The sequence below is a fragment of the Salipiger abyssi genome (assembly GCF_001975705.1).
Classification (GTDB): domain Bacteria; phylum Pseudomonadota; class Alphaproteobacteria; order Rhodobacterales; family Rhodobacteraceae; genus Salipiger; species Salipiger abyssi.
Genome location: NZ_CP015093.1, coordinates 3,856,395 through 3,880,198, shown reverse-complemented (window position 1 = coordinate 3,880,198; position 23,804 = coordinate 3,856,395). Strand labels below are relative to the sequence as shown.

17 protein-coding genes are annotated in these 23,804 nt (G+C 65.4%); 5 read left to right on the top strand and 12 right to left on the bottom strand.

The window, feature by feature from the left end; genetic code table 11:
- The first annotated feature begins 137 nt into the window (after positions 1–137).
- Together Ga0080574_RS22420 and Ga0080574_RS22415 are read left to right on the top strand one after the other, a co-directional pair.
- Positions 138–731 carry a hypothetical protein gene (locus Ga0080574_RS22420; protein ID WP_076704880.1) on the top strand — a complete coding sequence of 198 codons (594 nt, stop codon included), beginning with the start codon at positions 138–140 and terminating at the stop codon, positions 729–731.
- Positions 728–1,129: a cell division protein ZapA gene (locus tag Ga0080574_RS22415; protein WP_076704878.1), complete on the top strand. Its 402-nt coding sequence runs from the start codon at positions 728–730 to the stop codon at positions 1,127–1,129. Before Ga0080574_RS22420 ends, Ga0080574_RS22415 begins: the two co-directional genes overlap by 4 nt.
- 90 nt (positions 1,130–1,219) lie before the next feature.
- On the opposite strand, the gene eno is transcribed toward Ga0080574_RS22415, so the two are convergent.
- The gene (gene eno, locus Ga0080574_RS22410) at positions 1,220–2,494 is read right to left on the bottom strand and encodes a phosphopyruvate hydratase (RefSeq protein ID WP_076704876.1); all 1,275 of its coding nucleotides are present in this window, start codon (positions 2,492–2,494) and stop codon (positions 1,220–1,222) included.
- 238 nt (positions 2,495–2,732) lie between these two features.
- Between eno and Ga0080574_RS22405 the strand changes: the two genes are divergently transcribed.
- Positions 2,733–3,890, top strand: a complete 1,158-nt coding sequence (locus Ga0080574_RS22405) for a mechanosensitive ion channel family protein (protein ID WP_076704874.1) — start codon at positions 2,733–2,735, stop codon at positions 3,888–3,890.
- Between the two features lie 10 nt (positions 3,891–3,900).
- Here Ga0080574_RS22405 and Ga0080574_RS22400 read toward each other — a convergent pair whose 3' ends face one another.
- The 11 genes from Ga0080574_RS22400 to Ga0080574_RS22350 all read right to left on the bottom strand — a co-directional run bounded on the left by Ga0080574_RS22400 (position 3,901) and on the right by Ga0080574_RS22350 (position 21,144).
- The gene (locus tag Ga0080574_RS22400) at positions 3,901–4,773 is read right to left on the bottom strand and encodes a DMT family transporter (RefSeq protein ID WP_076704866.1); all 873 of its coding nucleotides are present in this window, start codon (positions 4,771–4,773) and stop codon (positions 3,901–3,903) included.
- A 6-nt stretch (positions 4,774–4,779) separates the two neighbouring features.
- Positions 4,780–6,414, bottom strand: a complete 1,635-nt coding sequence (locus tag Ga0080574_RS22395; RefSeq protein WP_076704864.1) for an alpha-D-glucose phosphate-specific phosphoglucomutase — start codon at positions 6,412–6,414, stop codon at positions 4,780–4,782.
- Positions 6,415–6,426: 12 nt separating this feature from the next.
- Positions 6,427–8,286 carry a 4-alpha-glucanotransferase gene (malQ, locus tag Ga0080574_RS22390; RefSeq protein ID WP_076704861.1) on the bottom strand — a complete coding sequence of 620 codons (1,860 nt, stop codon included), beginning with the start codon at positions 8,284–8,286 and terminating at the stop codon, positions 6,427–6,429.
- Positions 8,283–10,340, bottom strand: a complete 2,058-nt coding sequence (gene glgX / locus Ga0080574_RS22385; RefSeq protein ID WP_076704859.1) for a glycogen debranching protein GlgX — start codon at positions 10,338–10,340, stop codon at positions 8,283–8,285. The genes malQ and glgX overlap by 4 nt, the downstream gene beginning before the upstream one ends.
- A complete protein-coding gene (gene glgA, locus Ga0080574_RS22380; protein WP_076704857.1) occupies positions 10,337–11,749 on the bottom strand; it encodes a glycogen synthase GlgA in 1,413 nt (470 codons plus the stop codon). Before glgA ends, glgX begins: the two co-directional genes overlap by 4 nt.
- Complete coding sequence (gene glgC, locus Ga0080574_RS22375; RefSeq protein WP_076704855.1) at positions 11,746–13,011, bottom strand: glucose-1-phosphate adenylyltransferase; 1,266 nt, start codon at positions 13,009–13,011, stop codon at positions 11,746–11,748. The genes glgA and glgC overlap by 4 nt, the downstream gene beginning before the upstream one ends.
- Before the next feature lie 67 nt (positions 13,012–13,078).
- Positions 13,079–15,262: a 1,4-alpha-glucan branching protein GlgB gene (gene glgB / locus Ga0080574_RS22370; protein ID WP_076704853.1), complete on the bottom strand. Its 2,184-nt coding sequence runs from the start codon at positions 15,260–15,262 to the stop codon at positions 13,079–13,081.
- A 59-nt stretch (positions 15,263–15,321) separates the two neighbouring features.
- Entirely contained in the window at positions 15,322–17,709 is a 2,388-nt protein-coding gene (locus Ga0080574_RS22365) for a glycogen/starch/alpha-glucan phosphorylase (protein ID WP_076704851.1), read from the bottom strand.
- Positions 17,710–17,804: 95 nt separating this feature from the next.
- A complete protein-coding gene (locus Ga0080574_RS22360) occupies positions 17,805–18,773 on the bottom strand; it encodes a glucokinase (RefSeq protein WP_076704849.1) in 969 nt (322 codons plus the stop codon).
- Positions 18,774–18,775: 2 nt separating this feature from the next.
- A complete protein-coding gene (locus Ga0080574_RS22355; RefSeq protein ID WP_076704847.1) occupies positions 18,776–20,101 on the bottom strand; it encodes a GH1 family beta-glucosidase in 1,326 nt (441 codons plus the stop codon).
- Between the two features lie 11 nt (positions 20,102–20,112).
- Positions 20,113–21,144: a LacI family DNA-binding transcriptional regulator gene (locus tag Ga0080574_RS22350; protein ID WP_076704845.1), complete on the bottom strand. Its 1,032-nt coding sequence runs from the start codon at positions 21,142–21,144 to the stop codon at positions 20,113–20,115.
- Positions 21,145–21,402: 258 nt separating this feature from the next.
- Here Ga0080574_RS22350 and Ga0080574_RS22345 point away from each other — a divergent pair, with 258 nt between their 5' ends.
- Both Ga0080574_RS22345 and Ga0080574_RS22340 read left to right on the top strand, forming a co-directional pair.
- Positions 21,403–22,752 (top strand): ABC transporter substrate-binding protein, encoded by a 1,350-nt coding sequence (locus Ga0080574_RS22345; RefSeq protein WP_076704843.1) that lies wholly within the window; start codon positions 21,403–21,405, stop codon positions 22,750–22,752.
- Positions 22,753–22,827: 75 nt separating this feature from the next.
- On the top strand, positions 22,828–23,802 hold the full coding sequence (locus Ga0080574_RS22340; RefSeq protein WP_076704841.1) for a carbohydrate ABC transporter permease: 975 nt from the start codon (positions 22,828–22,830) through the stop codon (positions 23,800–23,802).
- The last annotated feature ends 2 nt before the right edge of the window (positions 23,803–23,804 follow it).

The window sequence follows — 23,804 nt, the reverse complement described above, 5'->3', positions numbered from 1 at the left end:
ACTCTGCCCTATAACACCTTGGAACATATAGGGGCGCAATTTTTCATTGCGCTTGCTAAACTCGACCGAAACGGGGCGGTGCCGATTCGTATCTGGCGGCGAGACAGGCCCTGAAGGCAGATAGTAGAGAGGGCAAGATGACCCAGATCGACGAGTTGCAGTCGCGCATCACGCGGGCGCTGGACCGTATTTCACAGGGGGTGGAGGGCTTGTCCGCCGCGCCCGCACCTGTACCGGAGCCCGAGCCCGTGCCGGACGCGCCTGCCGAGCCGGTGGACAGCGGCGCGGCGGAGGCCGAGATCGCCGCTCTTCAGGTGGCGCTCGACGAGGAGAAGATGGCCAATGCCCAGCTCGAGGAGCGGGTGAGGATGCTGCATGTCCGGCTTGAGGAGCAGGTGACACCTGCGCCGGCGCCCGAGCCCGACGCGGCGCTGCAGGAGCAGCTTGCCGCGCAGCGCGAAGGCATGGCCGAGCTCGACACGGAATTGCAGCGGCTGCGCTTGTCGAACGACATGCTGCGCCGCACCAGCGAAGAGATGCGCGCGGCGCTGGAGGCCAATGTCGGCGAGCCGCATCTGATCAACAAGGCGATGCTGGCGGAGCTGGAGGCGCTGCGCGCCGCGCGTGCCGCCGAGGAGGCCGAGATGCGCGCCGTTCTGGGCGCGCTGGAGCCGGTGCTGGCAGAGGCCGCCGGTACGGATGCGGCATCGGGCGGGGAGGCCGTGCAATGAGCCAGATGGAAGTGCAGATCACCATTGGCGGGCGGACATTCGATGTCGCCTGTCAGCAGGGCGAGGAGCAGTATCTGCTCACCGCCGCGCGCATGCTCGACACCGAGGCGCAGGTGCTGGTGGACCAGATCGGGCGCATGCCGGAATCGCGCATGCTGCTGATGGCCGGGCTGATGCTGGCGGACAAGACGGCGGGTCTAGAGGACCGGCTGCGCGCCGCCGAGGACAAGCTGGGCGAAATGGCAGAGGAACTGCGCGACCTGCGCAATCGCCCGGCACCGGAGCCGGAGCGGGTCGAGGTGCCGGTCATTCCCGCGAGCGTGACGGAAACCCTGGCCGAGATGGCGGCACGGGCCGAGGCGCTGGCGGAGGCTGTCGAGGACAAGGCGGCCTCGTAAACGCATCGGGGCGGCGCCTTTCGGTCGCCGCCCCGCGCAAATTCCTTGGAAAGAATTTGCAAATCTCTTCGAAGAGATTTGATACCGGCCTCAGCGCAGGATCGACTTGCCCGCATATTCGGCCACGTCGCCCAGCAGTTCCTCGATACGGATCAGCTGGTTGTACTTGGCCAGCCGGTCCGAGCGCGCCAGCGAGCCGGTCTTGATCTGCCCGCAATTGGTGGCGACGGCGAGATCGGCAATGGTGGCGTCCTCGGTCTCGCCCGAGCGGTGCGACATCACATTGGTGTAGCGCGCGCGATGGGCCATATCGACCGCCTTCAGCGTCTCCGACAGCGAGCCGATCTGGTTCACCTTGACCAGCATGGAGTTGGCGACGCCCTGTTCGATGCCCATGGCCAGGCGTTCCGGGTTGGTCACGAAGAGGTCGTCCCCCACGAGCTGCACCTTGTCGCCCAGCTTCTCGGTGAGGATCTTCCAGCCGTCCCAGTCATCCTCGGCGCAACCGTCCTCGATGGAGATGATCGGGTAATCGGCGCAGAGCTTGGCGAGATAATCGACATTCTCGGCGGAGGTGAGCGACAGGCCTTCGCCCTTCATCTCGTATTTGCCGTCCTTGAAATACTCGGTCGAGGCGGCGTCGAGCGCCAGGTAGATATCCTCGCCGGGCTTGTAGCCGGCCTTTTCGATGCTCTTCAGGATGAAATCGAGCGCGTCGCGGGTCGAGCCCAGCTCGGGGGCAAAGCCGCCCTCGTCGCCGAGACCGGTGGACATGCCCGCCGCCGAGAGCTCTTTCTTCAGCGTGTGGAACACTTCCGAGCCCATGCGCACGGCCTCGCGGATGTTCTCCGCCGCCACCGGCATGATCATGAATTCCTGGATGTCGATCGGGTTGTCGGCATGCTCGCCGCCATTGATGATGTTCATCATCGGCACCGGCAGGACGCGGGCGGAGGTGCCGCCGACATAGCGGTAAAGCGGCTGCGCGGTGAATTCCGCCGCCGCCTTGGCCACCGCCAGAGACACGCCGAGGATGGCGTTGGCGCCGAGCCGGCCCTTGTTGTCGGTGCCGTCGAGCTCCATCATCGCGCCGTCGATGGCCTGCTGCTCGGTGGCGTCGAAGCCCACCAGCGCCTCGGCGATCTCGCCGTTGACCGCGGCCACCGCTTCCAGAACGCCCTTGCCCATATAGCGCGATTTGTCGCCGTCGCGGCGCTCATGCGCCTCATGCACGCCGGTCGAGGCGCCCGAGGGCACCGCGGCACGGCCCATTGCGCCGTCTTCCAGGGTGACGTCGACTTCGACGGTGGGATTGCCCCGGCTGTCGAGGATCTCGCGGGCGTGAATGTCGATGATGGTGCTCATGAAGGTCCGTCCCTTAGGTCCAGCATAGGTTCGGGCGAGCTATAGCAGGCAGGGCACGAATGTAAACTTGCGCTGGCGCTAACGGCCCGAACCGGCAGCAGATTGCGCTAACGGGGGCAGGGTGCGCGCGCTTTGTTTTGCCAAATGCCGCAGCGCAGCTAATTCTTTTGCAACGCAGCAATGACAACGGATCGGATCCGCCGGCGGCCGCAGGGGCGCCGGGGGGACAGGAGGCGTCATGGAAGAGGAACTGGAACAGCTCGAACAGCAGGTCGAGGTGATCACCAGCGATATCGAGCGGCTGCTGCCGGTGCTGCCGGACTGGGCGATGCCGCTTGCGGTGCTGGGGCTGGCCTTTCTGGTCGGGGTGATGACCTTTCGCGTGGTCTTTGCGCTGCTCACCCGGGCGGTGGCCAGGAAGGATCTGTTCTGGCGCAGCCTCGTCGCGCGCACCCGCCGGCCCTTGCGGCTGGGGCTGGTGGTCGCGGCGCTGAGCGTGGGCGTGCCGGTGGCGCCGCTCGACCCGGACGGCGCCGATCTGGCGCAGCACGCGCTGCTCATCGCCTTCATGGTGCTGGTGGCCTGGGTGCTGCACACGGCGCTGCATATCTGGACGACGGTGCATCTGCGCAAGTTCACGCTGGGGGCGGAGGACAGTTACCTCGCCCGCAAACATGTCACGCAGAGCCGCATCCTGGTGCGGCTGGTGGGCTGGATTATTACCGTGGTCGCGGCCTCGGCGATCCTGATGACCTTCGAGGGCGTGCGGCAATGGGGCGTGTCGCTGCTGGCCTCTGCGGGGGCTGCGGGCATTGTCGTGGGTTTCGCGCTGCAACCGGTGCTGAAGAACCTCATCGCCGGGGTGCAGCTTGCCGTGACCCAGCCGATCCGCATCGGTGACGCGGTGATCGTCGAGGGCGAGTGGGGCGAGGTCGAGGAGATCACCGGCAGCTATGTGGTGATCAAGATCTGGGACTGGCGCCGCCTCGTGGTGCCGCTCTCGTATTTCATCGAGCAGCCCTTTCAGAACTGGACGCGGGACACCTCGTCGCTCATTGGGGTGGTGATGCTCTATCTCGACCACACCGCCGATATTTCGGCCCTTCGGGAAGAGGCGAAACGGGTGGTCGAGGGCTCGGAGCGCTGGGATGGCGAGGTTTTCGCGGTGCAGGTCACCGATTTCCGCGAGCGGGTGATGGAGGTGCGGGTTCTGGCCTCGGCCAAAAACGCGCCGGTGACCTATGAGCTGCGCTGCGAGATCCGCGAAAAGCTCATCGCCTGGGTGCAGCAAGAGATGCCGCAGGCGCTGCCGCGCATGCGCGAGACCGTCTCGGTCGATGGCAGCGGCAGGCCAATGCCGCCGGGAATCGCGGTGCTGGACGGGCCGGCGCCCTGAGCGTGGCGGCTCAGATCATGGCGGCGCGGCTCAGCCGGCGTTCGCGCAGATAGCTGTAGAGCCCCGCGCCGAGGATCAGCGCCGATCCGGCAAGCGTCCAGCCGTCCGGGCGTTCGGCGAATATCGCCATGCCGAGCCCGGTGGTGAAGATCAGCCGCGTATAGCGGAACGGCGCCACCGCCGAGACCGTCGCCATACGCATCGCCGTGGTCACCGAGAGATAGCCCGCCGTGGTCACCGCGATGGCCCCGGCCATGTAGAGAAAGACCGGCGGCGAGGCCGCGAAGGGCGCGGGAGAGATCAGCATCAGCGCGAGCCCCACCGGGAAGATCGCGGCGAAGCCATAGGTCGAGACCGCCAGAGAATGGATGCGCTGGGGCACCATGCGCGTCACCAGGTCGCGCGCGGCGAGCCCGGTGACGCCGATCACCGGAAAGATCTCCCAGCCGGTGAACTCGGCGCCGAAGGGGCGGATCACCATCAGCATGCCTGCGAGCCCGACGCCGATCGCGGTCCAGCGGCGCCAGCCCACCGGCTCTTGCAGGAAGATCGCGGCGCCCACCGTCACCACCAGCGGCGCGGTCTGCATGATCGCCGCCATCAGCGACAGCGGGATCTTCGACAGGCCCACGATCATGCCGGCGGCGCCGATGATCTCGAAGGCGTTGCGCAGGATCACGATCCGCTCGAACACCTCCGCAAGGCGCAGCTTTACCCGCCGCAGCCGGGCGAAGACGATGAACAGCGCAGTGCCGCCAAGGCTGAGCATGGCCATGACCTGCCCGACAGGAGCATGTTGCGACGCGAGCTTGAGAAAGGCGTCGCTACAGGCGAGCAACGCCATGGCAAGCACCATCAGCAGAATGGCGCGAAGCGTGTCCATGCGCGGTCAGGTGATGACGTCGGGCGCGTCGCGTCCGGTGCGGGATGTGATCTCGGCAATCGCCTCGGCGGCGGCAATGACCTCGGCCAGCGCCTCCTGCGGATCGAGGCCGAACGCGTCGGGATCGCTCTCCAGCTTTTCGAGATAGACCCGCAGCGTCGCGCCCTCGGTGCCGGTGCCGGAAAGCCGCAGCACCAGCCGCGCGCCGCCTTCAAAGCCCACGCGCAGGCCCTGGCCCTCGGCGCGCGAGCCGTCCACCGGATCGTCATAGGCAAACTCGTCGGCGCTCTCGACCGTCAGCGCGCCAAAGCTCTGGCCGGGCAGGGAGGCGAGCTGGCCGCGCACATGCGCCATCAGCCCGCTGGCGGCGTCGCTGTCCACTGCCTCATAATCGTGGCGGGAATAGTAGTTGCGCCCGTATTCGGCCCAATGCGCTGCCATCAATTCGCTGACCGAGAGTTTCTTCACCGCCAGCACGTTCAGCCAGAACAGCACCGCCCAGAGCCCGTCTTTTTCGCGCACATGGTCGGAGCCGGTGCCAAAGCTCTCCTCGCCGCAAAGCGTGGCGCGGCCCGCATCCAGCAGGTTGCCGAAGAACTTCCAGCCGGTGGGTGTCTCGTAACAGTCGATGCCGAGCTTTTCGGCGACCCGGTCCACCGCGGCGCTGGTGGGCATGGAGCGTGCCACGCCCTTCAGCCCGTCCTTGTAGCCGGGCACCAGCGTGGCATTCGCCGCCAGCACCGCGAGGCTGTCGGAGGGCGAGACATAGCATTGCCGCCCGACGATCATGTTGCGGTCGCCGTCGCCATCCGAGGCCGCGCCGAAATCCGGGCCGGTCTCACTCATCATCTCGTCCCAGAGCGTCTTGGCCCAGGTCGGGTTCGGGTCGGGGTGGCCGCCGCCGAAATCGGGCAGGGGGATCGAGTTGATCACCGTGCCCGGCGGTGCGCCCAGCATCTCTTCGAGGATGCGCGTCGCATAGGGGCCGGTCACCGCGTGCATCGCGTCGAACCGCATGCGGAAGCCGGAGCGGAACAGCGCGCGGATGGCATCGAAATCGAAAAGCTCCGCCATCAGCGCGGCGTAATCATCGACCGGGTCGACGATCTCGATCTCCATCTCTCCCAGGCTCACCGTATCGGTCATGCGCAAGCCGATATCCTGGCTCTCGGTGATGGCGAATTCGGCGATCTCTTTGGTCGCGTCAAAGATCTTTGCGGTCACGCCCTCGGGGGCCGGGCCACCATTGGCGGTGTTGTATTTCACCCCGAAATCGCCCTCGGGCCCGCCGGGATTGTGGCTGGCCGAGAGGATGATGCCACCATCGGCGCCGCGCGTGCGGATCAGGTTCGACGCGGCGGGGGTCGACAGGATCGCGCGTTTGCCGACGATCACCTTTTTCGCGCCGCCGGCGGCGGCCATGCGCAGCACAACCTGCGCCGCCTGGCTGTTGAAATGCCGCCCGTCGCCGCCGAGAACCAGCGTCTTGCCCGCGACGCCGCCGATGCCGTTCCAGATGCTTTGAACAAAGTTCTCCAGATAATGGTGGGTCTGGAACACCGGTGTCTTCTTGCGCAGCCCCGAGGTGCCGGGTTTCTGGCCTTCGATCGGCTCGGTGGGGACGGTACGAATGGTGGTCATAAATCAGGTCTCCTATCGCCCGGCACGTTTCATGATCCGAGCGGCATTTGCAAGCACCGGCGAGGCGGCGATCTCTTCCGGCGAGGCGGGCAGGCGCTGGCGCCAGTTCGGGTATTCGGACACCGTTCCCGGCAGGTTCGGCTGATTGTCCATGCCCAGAATATCCTCGACCTGTAACGCCGTCATGCAGGCGGCGGTTTCCGCCAGCAGCGCCGCCATCGCCTCCGGCGCCTCGGGGCCATAGCCATTGCGATAGGGCGAGGTGGCGCCGTCCATCCCCTCGACCTCGCGACCGCGCCACGAGAGCATGCCGTCCACATGCTCCGGCGGGAGGATGCCGATCTCTCGGCGCAGCAGGATCTCGCGCCCCTCGCGCCAACCCTTCCAGGTGGGCAGATCGTGCGAGGAAAAGCTGGCGATGACCCCCTCGGGATAGTCCTTGGGCGCGCGATACCAGGGCGGATCGCCATCGTGTTCGAAACACATCAGCCGGCAGCCGAGAATGCCGCTGTCGCTCAGCGCCTGCTGGAGCCCGTCGGGGATCACCCCCAGATCCTCGCCGACGATGACCGCGCCGGCGCGCGCCGCCTCCATCCGCGCGACCGCCAGCATCGCCTCGCGCGGCATGGCGACATAGGCGCCGGGCAGGTCGCCATCGGGCACCCAGAAGGCCCGCTCGAAGCCGAGGATATGGTCGATGCGCAGCGCGCCGCTGAAGCGCAGCTGCTGGCGCAGTGTGAGCGCCAGCGCCTCGAAACCGGTGTCGATCAGATGCGCCGGGTTGAAGGGCGCCAGATGCCAGTTCTGCCCCTGCGGCGCAAAGGCATCCGGCGGCGCGCCGAGGCTGGCGCCGAAGGCAAAGCTCTGACGGTCGTCCCAGGTCTCGGCGCCATGCGGGTGGGTGCCGACCGCGAGGTCGAGATAGAGCCCCAGGTCCATCCCGGCATCTTTGGCGCGGCTCTGGGTCTCGGCCAGCGCGCCCTCGGATTTGTATTGCAGCCAGGCGTGAAAGCGCACGCGCTCGGCCAGATCATGCGCCGCCTGCGCCACCTCGGCGCTTTGCGGATCGTGATAAGCCGCGGGCCAGCTGTCCCAATAGGCGCCGAGCTTTTCCGACAGCGCCTGATGGGTGGCGAAACGGTGCAGCGCCTCGCCCTCGTGGCGGAGGTAACGCTCGAAGGCGGCGCCTGGCGGCGCGGCGCGAAACTCCTCCTCCAGCGCCTGCATGCGCGCGGGCAGCTCTTCGGAGAAGATCAGCAGCGGTCCGGGCTCGGCGGCTCGCGCGGCGGTGGGCAGGTAGAGCGGCGCAAAGCGGCGGCGGTGCGAGGGGGTGTAGGGGCTGAACCCGTCGGGATGGGCGGGAAAGCCCGCATGGATCGGGTTCACGCCGACAAAGGCGGCGCCCTGTGCGGCCAGTCCCTCGGCGAGCTGCGCGAGATCGTCATAGCTGCCGATCCCGCCCTGTGCGGTGCTGCGCAGGCAGGCGAGCGGCGCCATCAGCCCCCAGAGGTGCCGGGGCAGCGGCAGCCGGGGCGGCGCCGAGAGCAGCCAGCAGCGCGCGCCCTCGCTCTCCAGCCGGTGCCGGCCCAGCGGCAGCGCCGGCAGCGGGCCGCGCCCCTCGCGCTCGCTGCCATCCTCCAGCACGATGCGCCAGTCGCCCGGCACCGCCAGCGCGGGCGGTTCCTCGGTGGCGCAGACATGCCAGCGCGGCAGCGCGGGCTCGGGCGTGTCATCCGCCTCCGAAAGCCCCATCGCGGCGAGAATAGCCAGTTTGCTTTCTTCAGGCGCGACCTGAATATTGCCGAACAAATCCCTGAATTCAGAGATTATTCCGGCTTTGTGTGCGCGGTCGTCGAGGGCAGGGTCGCTCATCCCGGTTCCTCCACCAGCGCCAGCACGGAATGCGCCGCCATGCTCAGGCTCAGCCCCATCGGTTCCGCCGGGGTCAGCGGCTGTGCGGTATCCACATGGCGCACCCAGCGAAAGCCATCGGGCAGGCCGGGCAGCGTCAACTGCACCTCGTCACCGGCGTTGAAGGCGAGATAGATCGCCTCTTCCCGCTGGGCATAGCGCGGCGTGCCGCTGGCAATGCGCAGCTCGGCGCAGAGCACCTGCAAATGGCCGTTGGTCCAGTCGGCGCGGGTCATTTCGGTGCCGTCCGGGCGCCACCAGAACAGATCGGGCACGCCGTCGACCTTGCGCGGTTGCGAATGCAGATAGCGCTTTTGCCGCAGGATCGGGTGCGATTTGCGGAAGCTGATCAGCCCGCGGGTGAAGGCCATGAACTCTTCGTCGGCATTTTCCCAGTCGATCCAGCCGATCTCGTTATCTTGCGCATAGGCGTTGTTGTTGCCCATCTGCGAATTGCCCAGCTCGTCGCCCGCAAGGATCATCGGCGTGCCCTGGCTGAACAGCAGCGTCGCCATCATATTGCGCCGCCGCAGGGCGCGGGCGGCGAGGATTTCCTCATTATCCGTAGGGCCTTCGACGCCGAAGTTGTCAGAATAGTTCTCGCCGTGGCCGTCGCGGTTGTCTTCGCCATTGGCCTCGTTGTGACGCTCCACATAGCTCACCAGATCGGTGAGGGTGTAGCCGTCATGCGCGGTGAGCAGGTTGACCGAGGCGGTGGGCGCGCGGCCGGAGTGATCGAAATGCCCGGCAGAGCCGGTGATGCGGTCGGCCAGCACCGGCACATGGCCGACATCGCCGCGCCAGAACCGCCGGACGCCGTCGCGATACTGGTCGTTCCATTCGGCGAAGGGCGGCGGGTAGCTGCCGAGCTGATAGCCGCCCGGGCCGATATCCCAGGGCTCTGCGATCAGCTTTTTCTGCGCCAGAACAGGGTCTTGTCGGATCGCCTTAAAGAAGGCCGAGTTGGCATCGAAGCCGTTGGAGGTGCGCCCCAGCGTCGAGCAGAGATCGAAGCGGAACCCGTCCACACCCATGGTCGTCGCCCAGTAGCGCAGGGAATCCATCACCATACGCAGCACCATCGGATGTTCGAGGTTCAGCGTGTTCCCGGTGCCGGTGTCGTTGATGTAATAGCGCTTGTCGTCATGCAGCCGGTAGTACGAGCGGTTGTCGAGCCCGCGAAAGCTCAGCGTCGGGCCGTTCTCGTCGCCTTCGCAGCTGTGGTTATAGACCACATCCAGGATCACCTCGATCCCGGCGGAATGCAGCCGCGCCACCATGTACTGGAATTCCCAGAGCCGGCCCTGGCTGAGATAGCGCGGCTCGGGCGCGAAGAAGCCGAGCGTCTGATAACCCCAGTAATTGACCAGCCCCTTCTTGATCAGGAAGCGGTCGTTGAGGAACGCCTGCACGGGCAGCAATTCGATGGCGGTGATGCCGAGCTTGACCAGATGCTCCAGCACCGGGTCGGAGGCGAGCGCCAGGAAATGGCCGGCATGGTCGGCGCCGGGAAAGCGCTTGGTCAGGCCCTTCACATGGGCCTCGTAGATCACGCTTTCCTCAAGCGGCCAGTCGGGCGCGCTGTGGCGGCCCCAGTCGTAGCTCGGGTCTTCGACCACGCATTTCGGCATGAACCGGGCACTGTCGCGCTCGTCCGGCGCCTCGGCCCCGCCCATCAGCGCATCGTGCCAGACCGGATGGCCGGTGAGGCGGCGCGCGTAAGGGTCGATCAGCAGCTTGGCCGGGTTGAAACGGTGGCCGTCGCGCGGGGCAAAGGGCCCGTCGGCGCGCAGCCCGTAGAGCTGGCCCGGGGTCAGCCCCGGCACCCGGCCGTGCCAGATATCGCCGTCGCGTTCGGGCAGCGGCAGGCGGGCGCTTTCGGTGCCGTGTTCGTCGAAGAGGCAGAGCGTCACCGCCTCGGCGTGTTGCGAAAAGACGGCAAAATTCACCCCGTCGCCGTCGAACGTGGCGCCCAGCGGTGCGGCGTGTCCTGCCAGAATCTCGGGGCCGGTCATTCAGCTTTGACCATCTCGCGGTAGAGCGTCGCGTAGTCGGCGGCGGAATGTTCCCAGCTGACCGGGGCCGCCATGGCGTTTTTCATCATCTTGGTCCAGGTTGCACGGTCCTCATAGAGTTTGACCAGTTTCATGAGGGCCTGCGCAAGGGCCTGCGCGGTCACCGGGTGGAACTGGAGCCCGGTTGCCGCGCCGGCTGCCAATCCGGCAGGCGATGCGTTGATCACCGTGTCCGCGAGACCGCCGGTGAGCGCCACCAGCGGCAGCGTGCCATAGCGCAGCCCGTAAAGCTGGGTGAGGCCGCAAGGCTCGAATCGGGATGGCACGAGGATGGCGTCACCGCCGGCGACCAGCCGCCGCGCCAGCGCCTCGTCATAGCCGATGGTGACGGCCACGCCCGGATGCGCCTCGGCATAGGCCATGAAGGCGCGTTCCAGCTCGCGCTCGCCGGTGCCGAGCAGCGCCAGCTGGCCGCCGCGATCGAGCAGCGCGGGCAGCGCCTGAAGCAGGATGTCGAGGCCTTTCTGCGAGGTCAGCCGCGAGATCAGCACGCAGACCGGGCCGGGCCAGTCGGGCAGGCCCAGCTCTTCGCGCAGGGCGGCGCGGTGCTTGGCCTTGCCGACGGGGGTCTTGTAGGGCGGTGTCCAGAGCGCCTCGTCGATGCCGTTGAGGATGCCGACCAGATCCTCCTGCCGCTCGCGCAGCAGACCGTCGAGCCCGTTGCCGAACTCCTCCGTCATCAGCTCTGATGCGTAGGTGGGCGAGACGGTGGACAGTTTATCCGCATAGACAAGACCGGCCTTCAGCGCGCTGATATTGTTCCAGAATTCATAACCCTTCTCGTTAAACCCGGAGCGCGGCAGCCCGAGCGTGGAGATCATAGAGGCGCGGGTGATGCCCTGAAAGGCGATATTGTGGATCGTCATCAGCGAGGCGACCCGGTCGCCGGCGCCGAGCTCGCGCAGATAGAGCGGCGCAAAGCCCGCCTGCCAGTCATGGCAATGCAGGACCTGCGGCGCCCAGCCCTCGATCCCGTCGGCGGCGATCATCGCGGCGGCGCTGGAGAGCGCGGCGAAGCGTTCGGGATTGTCGGGCCAGTCGCGGCCCTGCGCGTCGATATAGGGGCCGCCGTCGCGGTCGTAGAGATGCGGCGCGTCGAGCGCATAGACCACCTGCTCGCCGAGCTTGCCGCGAAAGACACGCGCGAAGCCGCCGAAGAGATCGTCCCATTCGGCCACCTGGTGATTCCGCGTGATCGCCTGCATCACCGGAGGGTAGCCCGGCAGCAGCGTGCGCATCTCGACCCCGTGAGGGGCCAGCGCGGCGGGCAGGGCGCCGGCCACATCCGCGAGCCCCCCGGTCTTGATCAGGGGGACGCATTCCGAGGCCACGGACAGGACTCTTGTCATTTTTCGGCTTCTCTCCGGTCCAGCATGCGCTGGGTAATCAGGGTCACACCGCCGGGGCTGACGCGGAACCATTTGGCATCTTCTTCGGGATCCTCGCCGACGACGAGCCCCTCGGGGATATGTACCCCACGATTTATGACCACGTTTTTAAGGCGCGCGTGCCGCGAGACATAGACATAGGGCAGCGCCACCGCGCGATAGAGCGAGGCATAGGAATTGGTGTGGCACATGGTCGAGAGCAGCGACTCGCGGATCTCGGTGCCGGATATGATGCAGCCGCCGGTGACCAGCGAACTGACGGCGGAGCCGCGCCGGTCTTCCTCGTCATGGATGAATTTCGCCGGCGGCAGCAGCTCGGAATAGGTCCAGATCGGCCAGTCCGTGTCCCAGAGATCGAGATCGGGGGTGAAATCGGTTAGGTCGATATTGGCCTTCCAGAACGCATCTATCGTGCCGACGTCGCGCCAATAGGCCGGCGCGCCGGGGCGCGAGCGCACGCAGCTATCCTCGAAGCGATGCGCCTGGGCCGTGCCCTTGGCGACGATCTCGGGGATCATGTCATTGCCGAAATCGTGGCTGGAGGCGTCGTTGTCGAGATCCTCGACCAGCCGCTCGCGCAGGAATTTCCAGTCGAACACATAGATTCCCATGGAAACCAGCGTCTTTTCCGGATCGTCGGGCAGGCCGGGCGGATCCACCGGCTTTTCCAGGAAGGAGGTGATGCGGTCCTTGTCGTCCACCGCCATGCAGCCAAAGGCGCTGGCCTCGGGGCGGTCGACGGTGAGGCAGCCGACGGTGACATCGGCCTTGGTCTCCACATGCTGACGGATCATCAGCTCGTAATCCATCTTGTAGATGTGGTCGCCCGCGAGGATCACGATGTAATCCACGTCATAGCTGTCGATGATGTCGATATTCTGCGCCACCGCATCGACCGTGCCGCGATACCACATGCCCTCGGAAACCCGCTGCGAGGCCGGCAGGATGTCAAGGAACTCGTGACGCTCGGCGCGGAAAAAGCTCCAGCCGCGCTGGACGTGCCGGATCAGGCTATGCGCCTTGTACTGGGTGGCCAGCGCGATCTTGCGGATGCCGGAATTCATCGCGTTGGACAGCGCGAAGTCGATGATCCGCGTCTTGCCGCCGAAATAGACGGCGGGTTTGACGCGGTAATTGGTCAGCTCATGCAGGCGCGATCCGCGCCCGCCAGCGAGGACGAAAGCCATGCTCCGCCCCGCCAGCCTCTGGTTTCTCCATGGCATGTCAGATCCTCTTCATGCTGAGAGGTTGTCGTGCCCCGAGTTCTGACAACCGATTGTAAAACTTATATCAACTGTCCCGTATCAGATAGACCGTCGAGAGCGGCGGAATGGTCACGTCGGCATAGGCCGGCTGACCGTGATGATCCCCCGCATGCGCCTCGACGGCGCCATAGTTTCCGCGATTGCCGCCCCCGTAGATCTCGGCATCGCTGTTCAGGGCCTCGCGCCAGCGTCCGGTCGCAGGCATCCCCATGCGATACGACCCTTGCTCTTGCGGGGTGAAGTTGCAGATCACCACAACTTCGGGATCTCCGGGCGCTCCCCGTCGCACCCAGGAGAAAACGGAATTCTGCGCGTCGTCGCCGCAGATCCACTGGAACCCGTCCGCATAGCAATCCTTTGCATGCAGCGCCGGCGTGTCCCGGTAGAGATGGTTGAGATCGCGCACCAGCGCCTGAATGCCGGCATGGGCCGGGTTTTGCAGGCAATCCCAGTCGACCTGGGCGTCGTGGTTCCATTCCGACCACTGCGCGAGCTCCTGGCCCATGAACAGCAGCTTCTTGCCCGGATGGCCCCACATAAAGCCGTAATAGGCGCGCAGATTGGCGAATTTCTCCCAGTCGCTGCCTGGCATCTTGCCGATCATCGAGCCCTTGCCGTGCACCACCTCGTCATGGCTGATCGGCAGGATGAAATTCTCGGAAAACGCATAGACCAGGCCAAAGGTCATCTGGTGGTGATGGTACTGGCGGTAGACCGGGTCTTTCTTGACGTATTCCAGGGTGTCGTTCATCCACCCCATGTTCCACTTGAAGCCAAAGCCCAGCCCGCCCTGATCGACCGGCTGCGACACGCCGGGATAGGCGGTGCTTTCCTCGGCCACGGTCACGATGCCCGGGTTCTCGCCATAGGTGGCGGTGTTCATCCGTTGCAGCAGGGAAATGGCCTCGTAATTCTCGCGCCCGCCATCCTTGTTGGGCACCCATTCGCCGGGCTGGCGCGAATAGTCGCGATAGAGCATCGAGGCCACCGCATCCACCCGCAGCCCGTCGGCATGGTATTCCTCCAGCCAGTAGAGCGCGTTGGCGGTCAGGAAGTTCGACACCTCCGCCCGGCCGTAATTGTAGATCAGAGTGTTCCAGTCCTTGTGGAACCCCTCGCGCGGGTCGGCATGCTCATAGAGCGCGGTGCCGTCGAACTTGCCCAGCCCGTGCGGGTCGGAGGGGAAATGCCCCGGCACCCAGTCGAGGATCACCCCCAGCCCGGCGCGGTGCGCGGCATTGACCAGATCGCGGAACTCATGCGGCAGGCCGCAGCGGATGGTGGGCGCGAACATGCCGATGGGTTGATAGCCCCAGGAGCCGTCGAACGGGTATTCGCTGATCGGCAGCAGCTCGATATGGGTAAAGCCCATCTCCTTGACGTAGTCGACCAGCTCGGTCGCCGCCTCGACGTAAGAGATCGGGCGGCCCCAGTCCTTGCGCCGCCAGGAGGGCAGGTGGACCTCGTAGACGGAGATCGGCGCCTCGCGGTTCTGCGCCGCCTGGCGCGAGGTCATCCAGTCGCCATCCGACCAGCCATAGCCCTCGATATCGCGCACGATGGAGGCGTTGGCGGGCGGGTGTTCGGAGCCAAAGCCCACCGGGTCGGATTTATGCGGCTGGAGCTGGCCGTCGGGGCCGACGATCTCGTAGCGGTAGAGCGCGCCGTCGCCGACCGCGGGAACAAAGATCTCCCAGACGCCGGTGGCGCCGCGCCGGCGCATGGTGTGGCGCAGCCCGTCCCACCAGTTGAAATCGCCTACGACGGAGACGCGCTTAGCGTTCGGCGCCCAGACTGCGAATTGTGTGCCGCGCACGCCCTCATGCTCGATCACATGGGCGCCGAGCGCTTCCCAGAGCCGCAGATGGCTGCCTTCGCCGAGCAGATATTCGTCGATCTCGCCCAGCACCGGGCCGAAGCGATAGGCGTCTTCGAATTCCCAGCTGTTGCCGCCGGCGGCGCCGCGCAGGAAATAGGGTTTATCGCCCGGCACCTTGCCGCGAAACACTCCCGGCGCGCCGTCGACCGGCGCCAGCGGGTGGGGCTTGTCGCCGATCACCGCCCACATCTCGCGGGCACCGGGATCGAAGGCGGTCACGCTGCGCGCGCCGTCCTGCGAGTGCGGTCCGAGAATGGAGAAGGGATCGTCGTGATGCCCGTTGATCAGGCGTTGAAAGTCCGGGGCGGTGGGGTGATTTGCATCGGTCATGCCCCGGACTTTAGTGCGATCCGCGCGGGCTGCAATGCCCGGCGGCGCCTGTTAGCGGCTTAGATGTCGAGCAGGCTCTTCGCCTGCCAAATATCAGACATATAGCCCCGGATCGTGCGATCCGACGAGAACCAGCCCGAGCGCGCGGTGTTGTAGGCGGCCATGCGCGCCCAGCCCGTGGGCTCGGCAAAGGCCTGATCCACCTCGCGCTGCGCGCGCCAGTAATCGCTGAAATCCGAGCAGACGAGGAAGTAATCGGCGCCTTGCAGATTATCGACCACGCCGTGATAGCGCTCGGGCTCCGACGGCGAGAACCGGCCCTCGCGGATCGCGTCGAGCGCTCGCTTGAGGCGCGGATCGGCCTCGACCGCCTTCCAGGCATGGTTTTCGACGCTGCGGCGCTCGACCACCTCCTCGGCGGTCAGGCCGAAGAGGAAGAAGTTCTCGGCCCCCACATGGTCGCGGATCTCGACATTGGCGCCGTCGAGCGTGCCGACGGTGGGCGCGCCGTTCAGCGCGAATTTCATATTGCCGGTGCCCGAGGCCTCCTTGCCTGCGGTGGAGATCTGCTCTGACAAATCGGCGGCGGGAATGAGCCGCTCGGCCAGCGAGACGTTGTAGTTCGGCAGGAAGGCGACCTTGAGATATTTGCCGGTCACCGGATCGGAATTGATCACCGCCGCCGCGTCGTTGATCAGGCGGATGATGTCCTTGGCAAAGAAATAGCCCGGCGCCGCCTTGCCGGCAAAGAGCTTCAGCCGCGGCACCCAGCCGGCATCGGGGTTGTCGCGGATCTCCTGCCAGTGGGCGATGGTTTCGAGGATGTTGAGATGCTGGCGCTTGTATTCGTGCATGCGCTTGATCTGCACATCAAAGAGCATGTCGGGGCTCACATGCAGCCCGTAGGTCTGGCCCATCCAGTTCGACAGCTCGGTCTTGTTGTCGCGCTTGACCCGGGCGTAGCGGTCGAGCCAGCCGGCATCCTCGATATAGGGTTCGAGCTTTTCGAGCTGTTCGAGATCGTCGACCCAATCCTCGCCGATGGATTCGGTGATCAGCCCGGCGAGGCGCGGGTTGCAGGCAAGGAGCCAGCGGCGCGGCGTGACGCCGTTGGTCTCGTTGACGATGCGCTCGGGGTGCAGGCGGTGCAGCTCTTCGAAGACGGTGGTCTTCATCAGCTCGGTATGCAGCGCCGAGACGCCATTGACGTGATGCGCCATGACAAAGGAGAGCTGGCCCATCTTGACCTGATGATCGGCCCGCATCGACTGGGTGCGCGAGGGGTTCTTGGCCGCATGCGTGCTGTCGATCCGGTCGATGATCTGGATGTGACGCGGCAGCAGCCGGCCAAAGAGGGTTTCGTCCCAGCTTTCCAGCGCTTCGGGCAGCAGCGTGTGGTTGGTGTAGGAAAGCGTGCCGCGCGCGATCTCCATCGCCTCGTCGAATTCGATGCCGCGCTCGTCATGCAGGATGCGCACCAGCTCCGGCCCGGCGATGGCCGGGTGGGTGTCGTTGAGCTGGATCGCCACCTTTTCGGGCAGTTTGCGCAGATCGCCGAACTGGTTGTTGAAGCGGCGCAGGATGTCGCGTAGCGCGGCGCCGGTCAGGAAATACTCCTGCTTCAGCCGCAGCTCCTTGCCCTGTTCGGTGGTGTCGTCGGGATAGAGCACGCGGGAAATCGTGCGCGCCAGCGCCTCGGGGGCGGCGGCACGCGCGTAATCGCCGTGGTTGAAAGCGTCGAGATCGAACGGGTGGATGGCGCGGCCCGACCAGAGCCGCAGCGTATTGGCCCAGTGCCCGCGCCAGCCGACGATGGGCGTATCGAAGGCCTCTGCCTCGACCTCTTCGGCGGGATACCAGCGCACGGTTTCGCCGCGGGTGTCGATGTGGCCGCCGAAGCCGATGCGATAGCGCACCTCGGGGCGTTCGAATTCCCAGGCGTGGCGCTGCTTGAGCCAGAGCTCTGGCTGCTCGACCTGGCGCCCGTCGACAAAGCTCTGCCGGAAGAGGCCATGCTCGTAGCGGATGCCGTAGCCATGCGCCGGGCAGCCGATGGTCGAGAGGCTTTCGAGGAAACAGGCGGCGAGCCGGCCGAGCCCGCCATTGCCGAGCGCCGCGTCGGGCTCGTCGGCCAGCACCTCGTGATAATCCTTGGAAAAATCGGCGAGCGCGGCCTTTGCCTCTTCGACCAGTTCCAGATTGACGATGCCGTCCTCGAGCAGCCGCCCGATCAGGAACTCCATCGACAGGTAATAGACCCGTTTGGCGCCGGTGTCATAGGTTTTGCCCGTGGCCTTGAACCAGGCGTCGACGATCCGGTCGCGCACCGCATAGCTCAGCGCCATGCGCCAGTCCTCGAGGATGGCGTGTTCGGGATCCTTGCCGAAGGAATAGGTCAGATGGCGCAGAATGGCGTCGCGGAGGGGCGGTGTCTTCATCTGAAGCATCGTTCTGAACTCGCTCGATTATGGATCTTGCACACTGGCGTGAGTGTTAGGGTATCAATAGGCTTATTTTGTGAAAGGCAAGTTTGGGACCGGTATTAGCCCTGCATTTGCAACTGTTCGGTTAAGTGGCATGCACATCCTGTAAGCGCCGCATAGTCGTCTGTCACAAGATGCACCGGAAACTGGTCCATGAACGTGCTGAACCGGCCCTTGTCGCGGAAGCCCTCGGCAAAGCCGCAATTCATCAGATGCGGGCCGAAATGCGCCGCGACGCCGCCGACGAGGTAAATGCCGCCAAAGGGCAGGGTGACCAGCCCCAGATCGCCGCAGACCCGGCCCAGCAGCATCGAGAACGTCTCGACCGCGCGGGTAGCGCGGGCGTCGCCGGCCTCCATCAGCGCCATGATCTCGGCGGCGGGTTTCTCGTCTTCGATGCCGTCCTCGTCGCAGAGCCAGTTCCAGATCCGCTCGAACCCGCGCCCGGAGAGGAAATGCTCGACCCCGGCGCCGTCATGCTTGCGAGAGACATATTGAAAGAGCCGCAGCTCATCGTCGGAACGCAGCGCCAGCGTGGCATGGCCGGCCTCCGACGGCGGCACCAGCGTGCGGTCGCCGAGGCGATAGACCGGTGCCGCGTTCATGCCGGTGCCGACACCGATCACCAGCCGCGCGGATTGCGGGCTGGCGGGCTGACCGGGCAGGAGGGTGGTGAGCTTGTCCGCCGCGATATGGCCCAGCGCGTGGCCCTGCGCCTGAAGGTCGTTCAGCACCGCCAGCGTCTCGGCCCCCGTCGCTTCGGCGAGGATCTCGCGGTTCACCTCCCAGTCGAGATTGGTCAGCGTGCCGGCGCTGTCGCGCACCGGGCCGGCCATGGCGACGCAGACGGCCTGCGGCGCGACCTGTTCCTCGGCGAGATAGGCGCGCAGCACATCGCCGATGCCGGCATGTTCGGCATTGCGGAAGCGGCGGATGCTGCCGGTCTCCACATCTGCCCCATGCGCCAGCGCGACGCGGGTATTGGTGCCGCCGATATCCGCCAGAACCGCCGTGATCCCGTGGCTCATGCCTACTCTCCTGTTAGCGCTCTCTTCAGCGCGTGGTAGGAGGCTTTCGGCGTGCGTGCAAGCGTGTCGAAATCCACATGCACCAGCCCGAAGCGCTTGTCGTAGCCAAAGCTCCACTCGTAATTGTCGAGCAGCGACCAGACGAAATAGCCCTTCACCGGCACCCCGCGCGCCAGCGCCCGCCGGACATCGGCCAGATGCGCCTCGATAAAGGCGATACGGTGCTCGTCCTGCACCTCGCCCGCCACCGGATCGTCATGCGAGGCCATGCCGTTCTCGGTCACATAGATCGGCAGATCGCCGGTATATTCGCTTGCAGTGCGTTCGAGAAAGTTCAGCAGTCCCTCAGGATAGATCTCCCAGTCCATATAGGTCTTGGGCAGGATGCCGGGCACCTCCTTGAGCGACGGCCAGGGGCCTTTCGCGGGAGCGAGCAGCTTGCGGGTGTAGTAGTTGATGCCGCACCAGTCGAGCGGTTGCGAGATCAGCGCCATGTCGTCCTGCCAGCCCTCGGGCATATGCGGCGCCAGACCGTCCAGCACGATATCCGGGTATTGCCCCTTGAACACGCCGCCCATGAACCAGCGGTTGTAGATCCCGTCATAGCGCGCGGCGGCCTCATAGGCCTCTTCGCTGTCATCGGCGGGATGCGCCCATTCCAGGTTGAAGACGCCGCCGAGCCCCTCCATCCCCAGCCCGCGCATCACCTCGATGGCGCGACCATGGGCGAGCAGCACATGATGCATGGCGCGGGCGGCGGCGCGGATGTCGCGCAGACCCGGCGCGTGTCCGCCGAGGAAATGGCCGAGCCAGGCGACGCACCAGGGCTCGTTGATGGTGGCGACGGTGTCCATCCGGTCGCCGAGCCGACGCATGATCGTTTCGGTGAAATCGCCGAACCAGGCCGCGATGTCGCGGTTGCGCCAGCCGCCGAGATCGGCAAGCGCCGAGGGCAGCTCCCAGTGATAGAGTGTGGCATAGGGTTTCAGCCCGCGCTCCAGCATCGCGTCGGTCAGCCGGTCGTAGAAATCGAGCCCGTCGGGGTTGGGCGTGCCGCGCCCCTCGGGCAGCACCCGCGCCCAGGAGATCGAGAAGCGGTAGGCGTCGAACCCGGCGGCGGCCACGAGGTCGAGATCCTCGGCATAGCGGTGATAGTGATCGCAGGCGGTGGCGCCGTTCTCGGCGCGCACCACATTGCCCGGCGTGTCGGCGTAATCGTCCCAATGGGTGCGCCCGGCACCGCCAAAGGCATGACCTTCGATCTGATAGCTCGAGGTTGCCGTTCCGAAGAGGAAGTCTTCGGGAAAGTCTTTCCGGTTCAGTTGCATGTCGCTCGATCCTAATGTTTTGCCGGAGCCGGCCCGGTGGAGCCTCCGATGATCAGCTGCGCTTCGAGCAGCGCGGTTTCGGGCGGCAGCGCCGGGGTGGCCACATGGCGCAGCAGCATCTCTGCGGCGATGCGCCCGGCATCGCGCACCGAAGAGCGGATGGCGGTAAAGATCGGCACGTCGCGCCCGTTCGAGAGATAGCTGAGATCGTCGTCATAGGTGACGACCGAGACGTCTCGGCCCATCTCGTGTCCGGTTTCGTGAATGGCGCGGCGCACCCCGATGGCGGTGATCAGCGAGGAGGTCAGAAAGGCGGTGGGCGGGTCGGCCCGCGCCAGCATCTCATGCGCGGCGAGATAGCCATAGGGTTCGGTCATCTCGCCGCTGCGCCGCAGCGCCGGGTCGGGCGAGAGGCCGCGCGCCGCCAGCGCCTCCTCGTGGCCCTCGCGCCGGCGATGGGCGAAATCCATGAATTCCAGCCCGTTGATCAGCCCGATGCGGCGGTGGCCGAGATCGAGCAGGAAATTCGTCGCCCGCCGGAACGCCCCGGCATTGTCCACATCCACCCAGCAATAGGGCTGGTCGAGTTCGGAGGCGCGGCCATGCACCACAAAGGGCATCTTGAGCCCGGTCAGAAAGGGGATGCGCCCGTCCTTCATCTTGGGGCCGTGCAGGATGATGCCGTCGACATTGCCCTTGGCCTTGAGGCGGCGATAGTTCTGCGCCTCGTCCTCGTCGCCGGTGAGCGACAGGGTCATGTCGTAGCCGGCCTTGAGATAGGCCTCCGAGGCGCCGGCGACGAAATCCCCGAAGACCGGATTGACGATCTCGTGCTGGGTGGAGATCGGAATCACATGCCCGATCGCCATCGCCCGTCCGGTGGCCAGCCCCTTGGCGCGGGCATTGGGCGAATAGTTCAGCTCACGCGCGGCCTCGGTCACGCGCTTGCGTGTCTCTTCGCTGACCTCCGGATAGCCGTTCAGGGCACGGCTGACCGTGGTCTGCGACAGGCCGAGATGGGCGGCGAGCATCTTGAGATTCATCGTCCTGCAAGTCCAAAGCGCTTCGGGTGTCAAGCACCGTAACCGCAAAAGGTGACTTGCGGGAAGGGGTTTTCTGGGCGCCCTCAAAAGCTGCGGTGCAGCATAATTTATGATGAAAAAACCGGCTGCTTCAGATTGACATGCGGTTTGAATCGCGGGACGCTCGGGTATCTTCAAAGCGCTTTGACACAGGTTTGGCCGGTGTTTGAGCGAAATCCGGTGCGGTCGCGGCCGCACACAACGGGAGGATTGCACTTCATGAAGCGGACTTTTCTCAACGGTGTCGCGGTGATGGCCCTGACGGCTGGCACGGCGCAGGCACAGATGATGTTCACGCCCGGCGAGGGCGGCTTTCACTGGGACGGCTACGAGGCCTTTGCCGAGAATTACGATCTGAGCGGCGAGACGGTCGAGATCACCGGCCCCTGGACCGGCTTTGAAAAGGAAAAGGTCGATGTGGTCTTTTCCTATTTCGAGGAGGCCACCGGCGCGACGGTGAACTATTCCGGCTCCGACAGTTTCGAGCAGGATATCGTGATCTCGGCCCGCGCCGGCACCGCGCCCAATCTCGCGGTCTTCCCGCAGCCGGGGCTCGCCGCCGACATGGCCAGCCAGGGCTTCCTGACGCCGATGCCCGAAGGGATGGGCGACTGGGTGGCGGAGAATTTCGCCGCCGGCGACAGCTGGGTCGATCTGGCCACCTATGAGGGCCCGGACGGGGAGGAAGACCTTTACGGTATGTTCTTCCGCGTCGATCTGAAAAGCCTCGTCTGGTACTCGCCCATCGCCTTCGACGAGATGGGCTACGAGATCCCCGAGACCATGGAAGAGCTCAAGGAGCTGACCCAGCAGATCGTCGATGACGGTGGTACGCCCTGGTGCATCGGCCTGGGCTCTGGCGCGGCCACCGGCTGGCCCGCCACCGACTGGGTCGAGGAGATGATGCTGCGCACGCAGGAGCCCTCGGTCTACGACCAGTGGGTCGATAACGAGATCCCGTTCGACGATCCGGCGGTGGTTGGCGCCATCGAGGAATTCGGCTGGTTCGCGCTCAACGACGATTTCGTGCAGGGCGGCACGCAGGCAGTGGCCACCACCGATTTCCGCGACAGCCCCAACGGGCTCTTCGCGGTGCCGCCGGAATGCTACATGCACCGCCAGGCGAGCTTTATCCCGGCTTTCTTCCCCGACGAGGTGGAGCTGGGCGCAGATGCGGATTTCTTCTACTTCCCGGCGATCGAGGAAAACGATCTCGGCAGCCCGGTGCTGGGGGCAGGGACGCTGTTCTCGATCACCAACCCCTCTGAGGCGACGAGCGCGATGCTCGAATTCCTCAAGCTGCCCATCGCGCATGAGCTGTGGATGGCGCAGGACGGCTTCCTGACCGCGCATGCGGGGGTCAATCTCGATGTCTATGCCACCGACGCGCAGCGCGCCATGGGCGAGATCATCGCCAATGCCACGACCTTCCGCTACGACGCCTCCGACCTGATGCCCGCCGAGATCGGCGCCGGCGCCTTCTGGAGCGGCATGGTGGATTACGTCACCGGCGAGTCCGCCGAGGACGTCGCCGCGGGCATTCAGGCGCGCTGGGACTCGATCAAGTAAGCCTTTGCACTAACTCAGGTTCATGGCCCGCGCTCCCGGAGGGGTGCGGGCCATGGCTCAGGGAGGAGATCGCGCATGTCGCCAATCGTTCAGGGCATTCTCACCATCATCATCGGGGTGGGCGGCTGTATCGGCTATTTCTACGCCTCGAACATCCTGCTCGACCGTGTGATCTTTCCCCCGAAAACCGACGATCAGGGCCGCAATATTCGTCGCGCCACCATGGTGCGCCCGTGGCTTTTTCTGCTGCCGGCGATCCTCGCGCTGGGGCTCTACCTCGTCTATCCGGTGGTGGGCAGCTTTCTGCGCTCGCTCTACAACCGTTCGGGCGAGGAATTCGTGGGCCTCGGCAATTATGTTCAGATGTTTTCCGAGCACGGGTTCCGCGTGGCGCTTTTCAACAATTTCCTCTGGGTGGTGTTCGTGCCCGCCGGTGCGACGTTTTTCGGGCTGCTGGTGGCGCAGCTCACCGACCGGCTGAAATGGGGCAATATCGCGAAATCGCTGATCTTCATGCCCATGGCCATCAGCTTTGTCGGCGCCTCGCTGATCTGGAAATTCGTCTATGCCGCCGATCCCGATATCGGCATCATCAATGCCATCCGCGACTATTTCGGCGCCGCCCCGGTGGATCCGATGCAGATCCCGTTCTGGAACAACTTCTTCATCATGTTCATCATGGTCTGGATGCAGACCGGTTTTGCCATGGTGATCCTCTCGGCGGCGCTGCGCGGCATTCCCGAGGAAACCATCGAGGCGGCGATCATCGACGGCGCCAACCCGTTCCAGATCTTCTTTCGCATCAAGGTGCCGCAGATCGCCGGCACCATCGTGGTGGTCTGGACCACCATCACCTTCCTGACGCTCAAGGTATTCGACATCGTCTACACGATGACGGGGGGCAATTTCGATACCGAGATCCTGCCCAGCTACATGATGGATTACATGTTCCGTGATGACGGGCGCGCCACGGCGGTGGCCTTTGTGATCATGGTGATCGTCACGCCGGTGATGATCTGGAACATCCGCCAGGCACGCAGGGAGCTGTAAAG

What these genes read in the sequence shown, in the direction of transcription:
- Ga0080574_RS22420 (WP_076704880.1), top strand. Translation starts at nt 138, where the DNA reads ATGACCCAGATCGACGAGTTGCAGTCGCGCATCACGCGGGCGCTGGAC.
- Ga0080574_RS22415 (WP_076704878.1), top strand. Translation starts at nt 728, where the DNA reads ATGAGCCAGATGGAAGTGCAGATCACCATTGGCGGGCGGACATTCGAT.
- eno (WP_076704876.1), bottom strand. Translation starts at nt 2,494, where the DNA reads ATGAGCACCATCATCGACATTCACGCCCGCGAGATCCTCGACAGCCGG.
- Ga0080574_RS22405 (WP_076704874.1), top strand. Translation starts at nt 2,733, where the DNA reads ATGGAAGAGGAACTGGAACAGCTCGAACAGCAGGTCGAGGTGATCACC.
- Ga0080574_RS22400 (WP_076704866.1), bottom strand. Translation starts at nt 4,773, where the DNA reads ATGGACACGCTTCGCGCCATTCTGCTGATGGTGCTTGCCATGGCGTTG.
- Ga0080574_RS22395 (WP_076704864.1), bottom strand. Translation starts at nt 6,414, where the DNA reads ATGACCACCATTCGTACCGTCCCCACCGAGCCGATCGAAGGCCAGAAA.
- malQ (WP_076704861.1), bottom strand. Translation starts at nt 8,286, where the DNA reads ATGAGCGACCCTGCCCTCGACGACCGCGCACACAAAGCCGGAATAATC.
- glgX (WP_076704859.1), bottom strand. Translation starts at nt 10,340, where the DNA reads ATGACCGGCCCCGAGATTCTGGCAGGACACGCCGCACCGCTGGGCGCC.
- glgA (WP_076704857.1), bottom strand. Translation starts at nt 11,749, where the DNA reads ATGACAAGAGTCCTGTCCGTGGCCTCGGAATGCGTCCCCCTGATCAAG.
- glgC (WP_076704855.1), bottom strand. Translation starts at nt 13,011, where the DNA reads ATGCCATGGAGAAACCAGAGGCTGGCGGGGCGGAGCATGGCTTTCGTC.
- glgB (WP_076704853.1), bottom strand. Translation starts at nt 15,262, where the DNA reads ATGACCGATGCAAATCACCCCACCGCCCCGGACTTTCAACGCCTGATC.
- Ga0080574_RS22365 (WP_076704851.1), bottom strand. Translation starts at nt 17,709, where the DNA reads ATGCTTCAGATGAAGACACCGCCCCTCCGCGACGCCATTCTGCGCCAT.
- Ga0080574_RS22360 (WP_076704849.1), bottom strand. Translation starts at nt 18,773, where the DNA reads ATGAGCCACGGGATCACGGCGGTTCTGGCGGATATCGGCGGCACCAAT.
- Ga0080574_RS22355 (WP_076704847.1), bottom strand. Translation starts at nt 20,101, where the DNA reads ATGCAACTGAACCGGAAAGACTTTCCCGAAGACTTCCTCTTCGGAACG.
- Ga0080574_RS22350 (WP_076704845.1), bottom strand. Translation starts at nt 21,144, where the DNA reads ATGAATCTCAAGATGCTCGCCGCCCATCTCGGCCTGTCGCAGACCACG.
- Ga0080574_RS22345 (WP_076704843.1), top strand. Translation starts at nt 21,403, where the DNA reads ATGAAGCGGACTTTTCTCAACGGTGTCGCGGTGATGGCCCTGACGGCT.
- Ga0080574_RS22340 (WP_076704841.1), top strand. Translation starts at nt 22,828, where the DNA reads ATGTCGCCAATCGTTCAGGGCATTCTCACCATCATCATCGGGGTGGGC.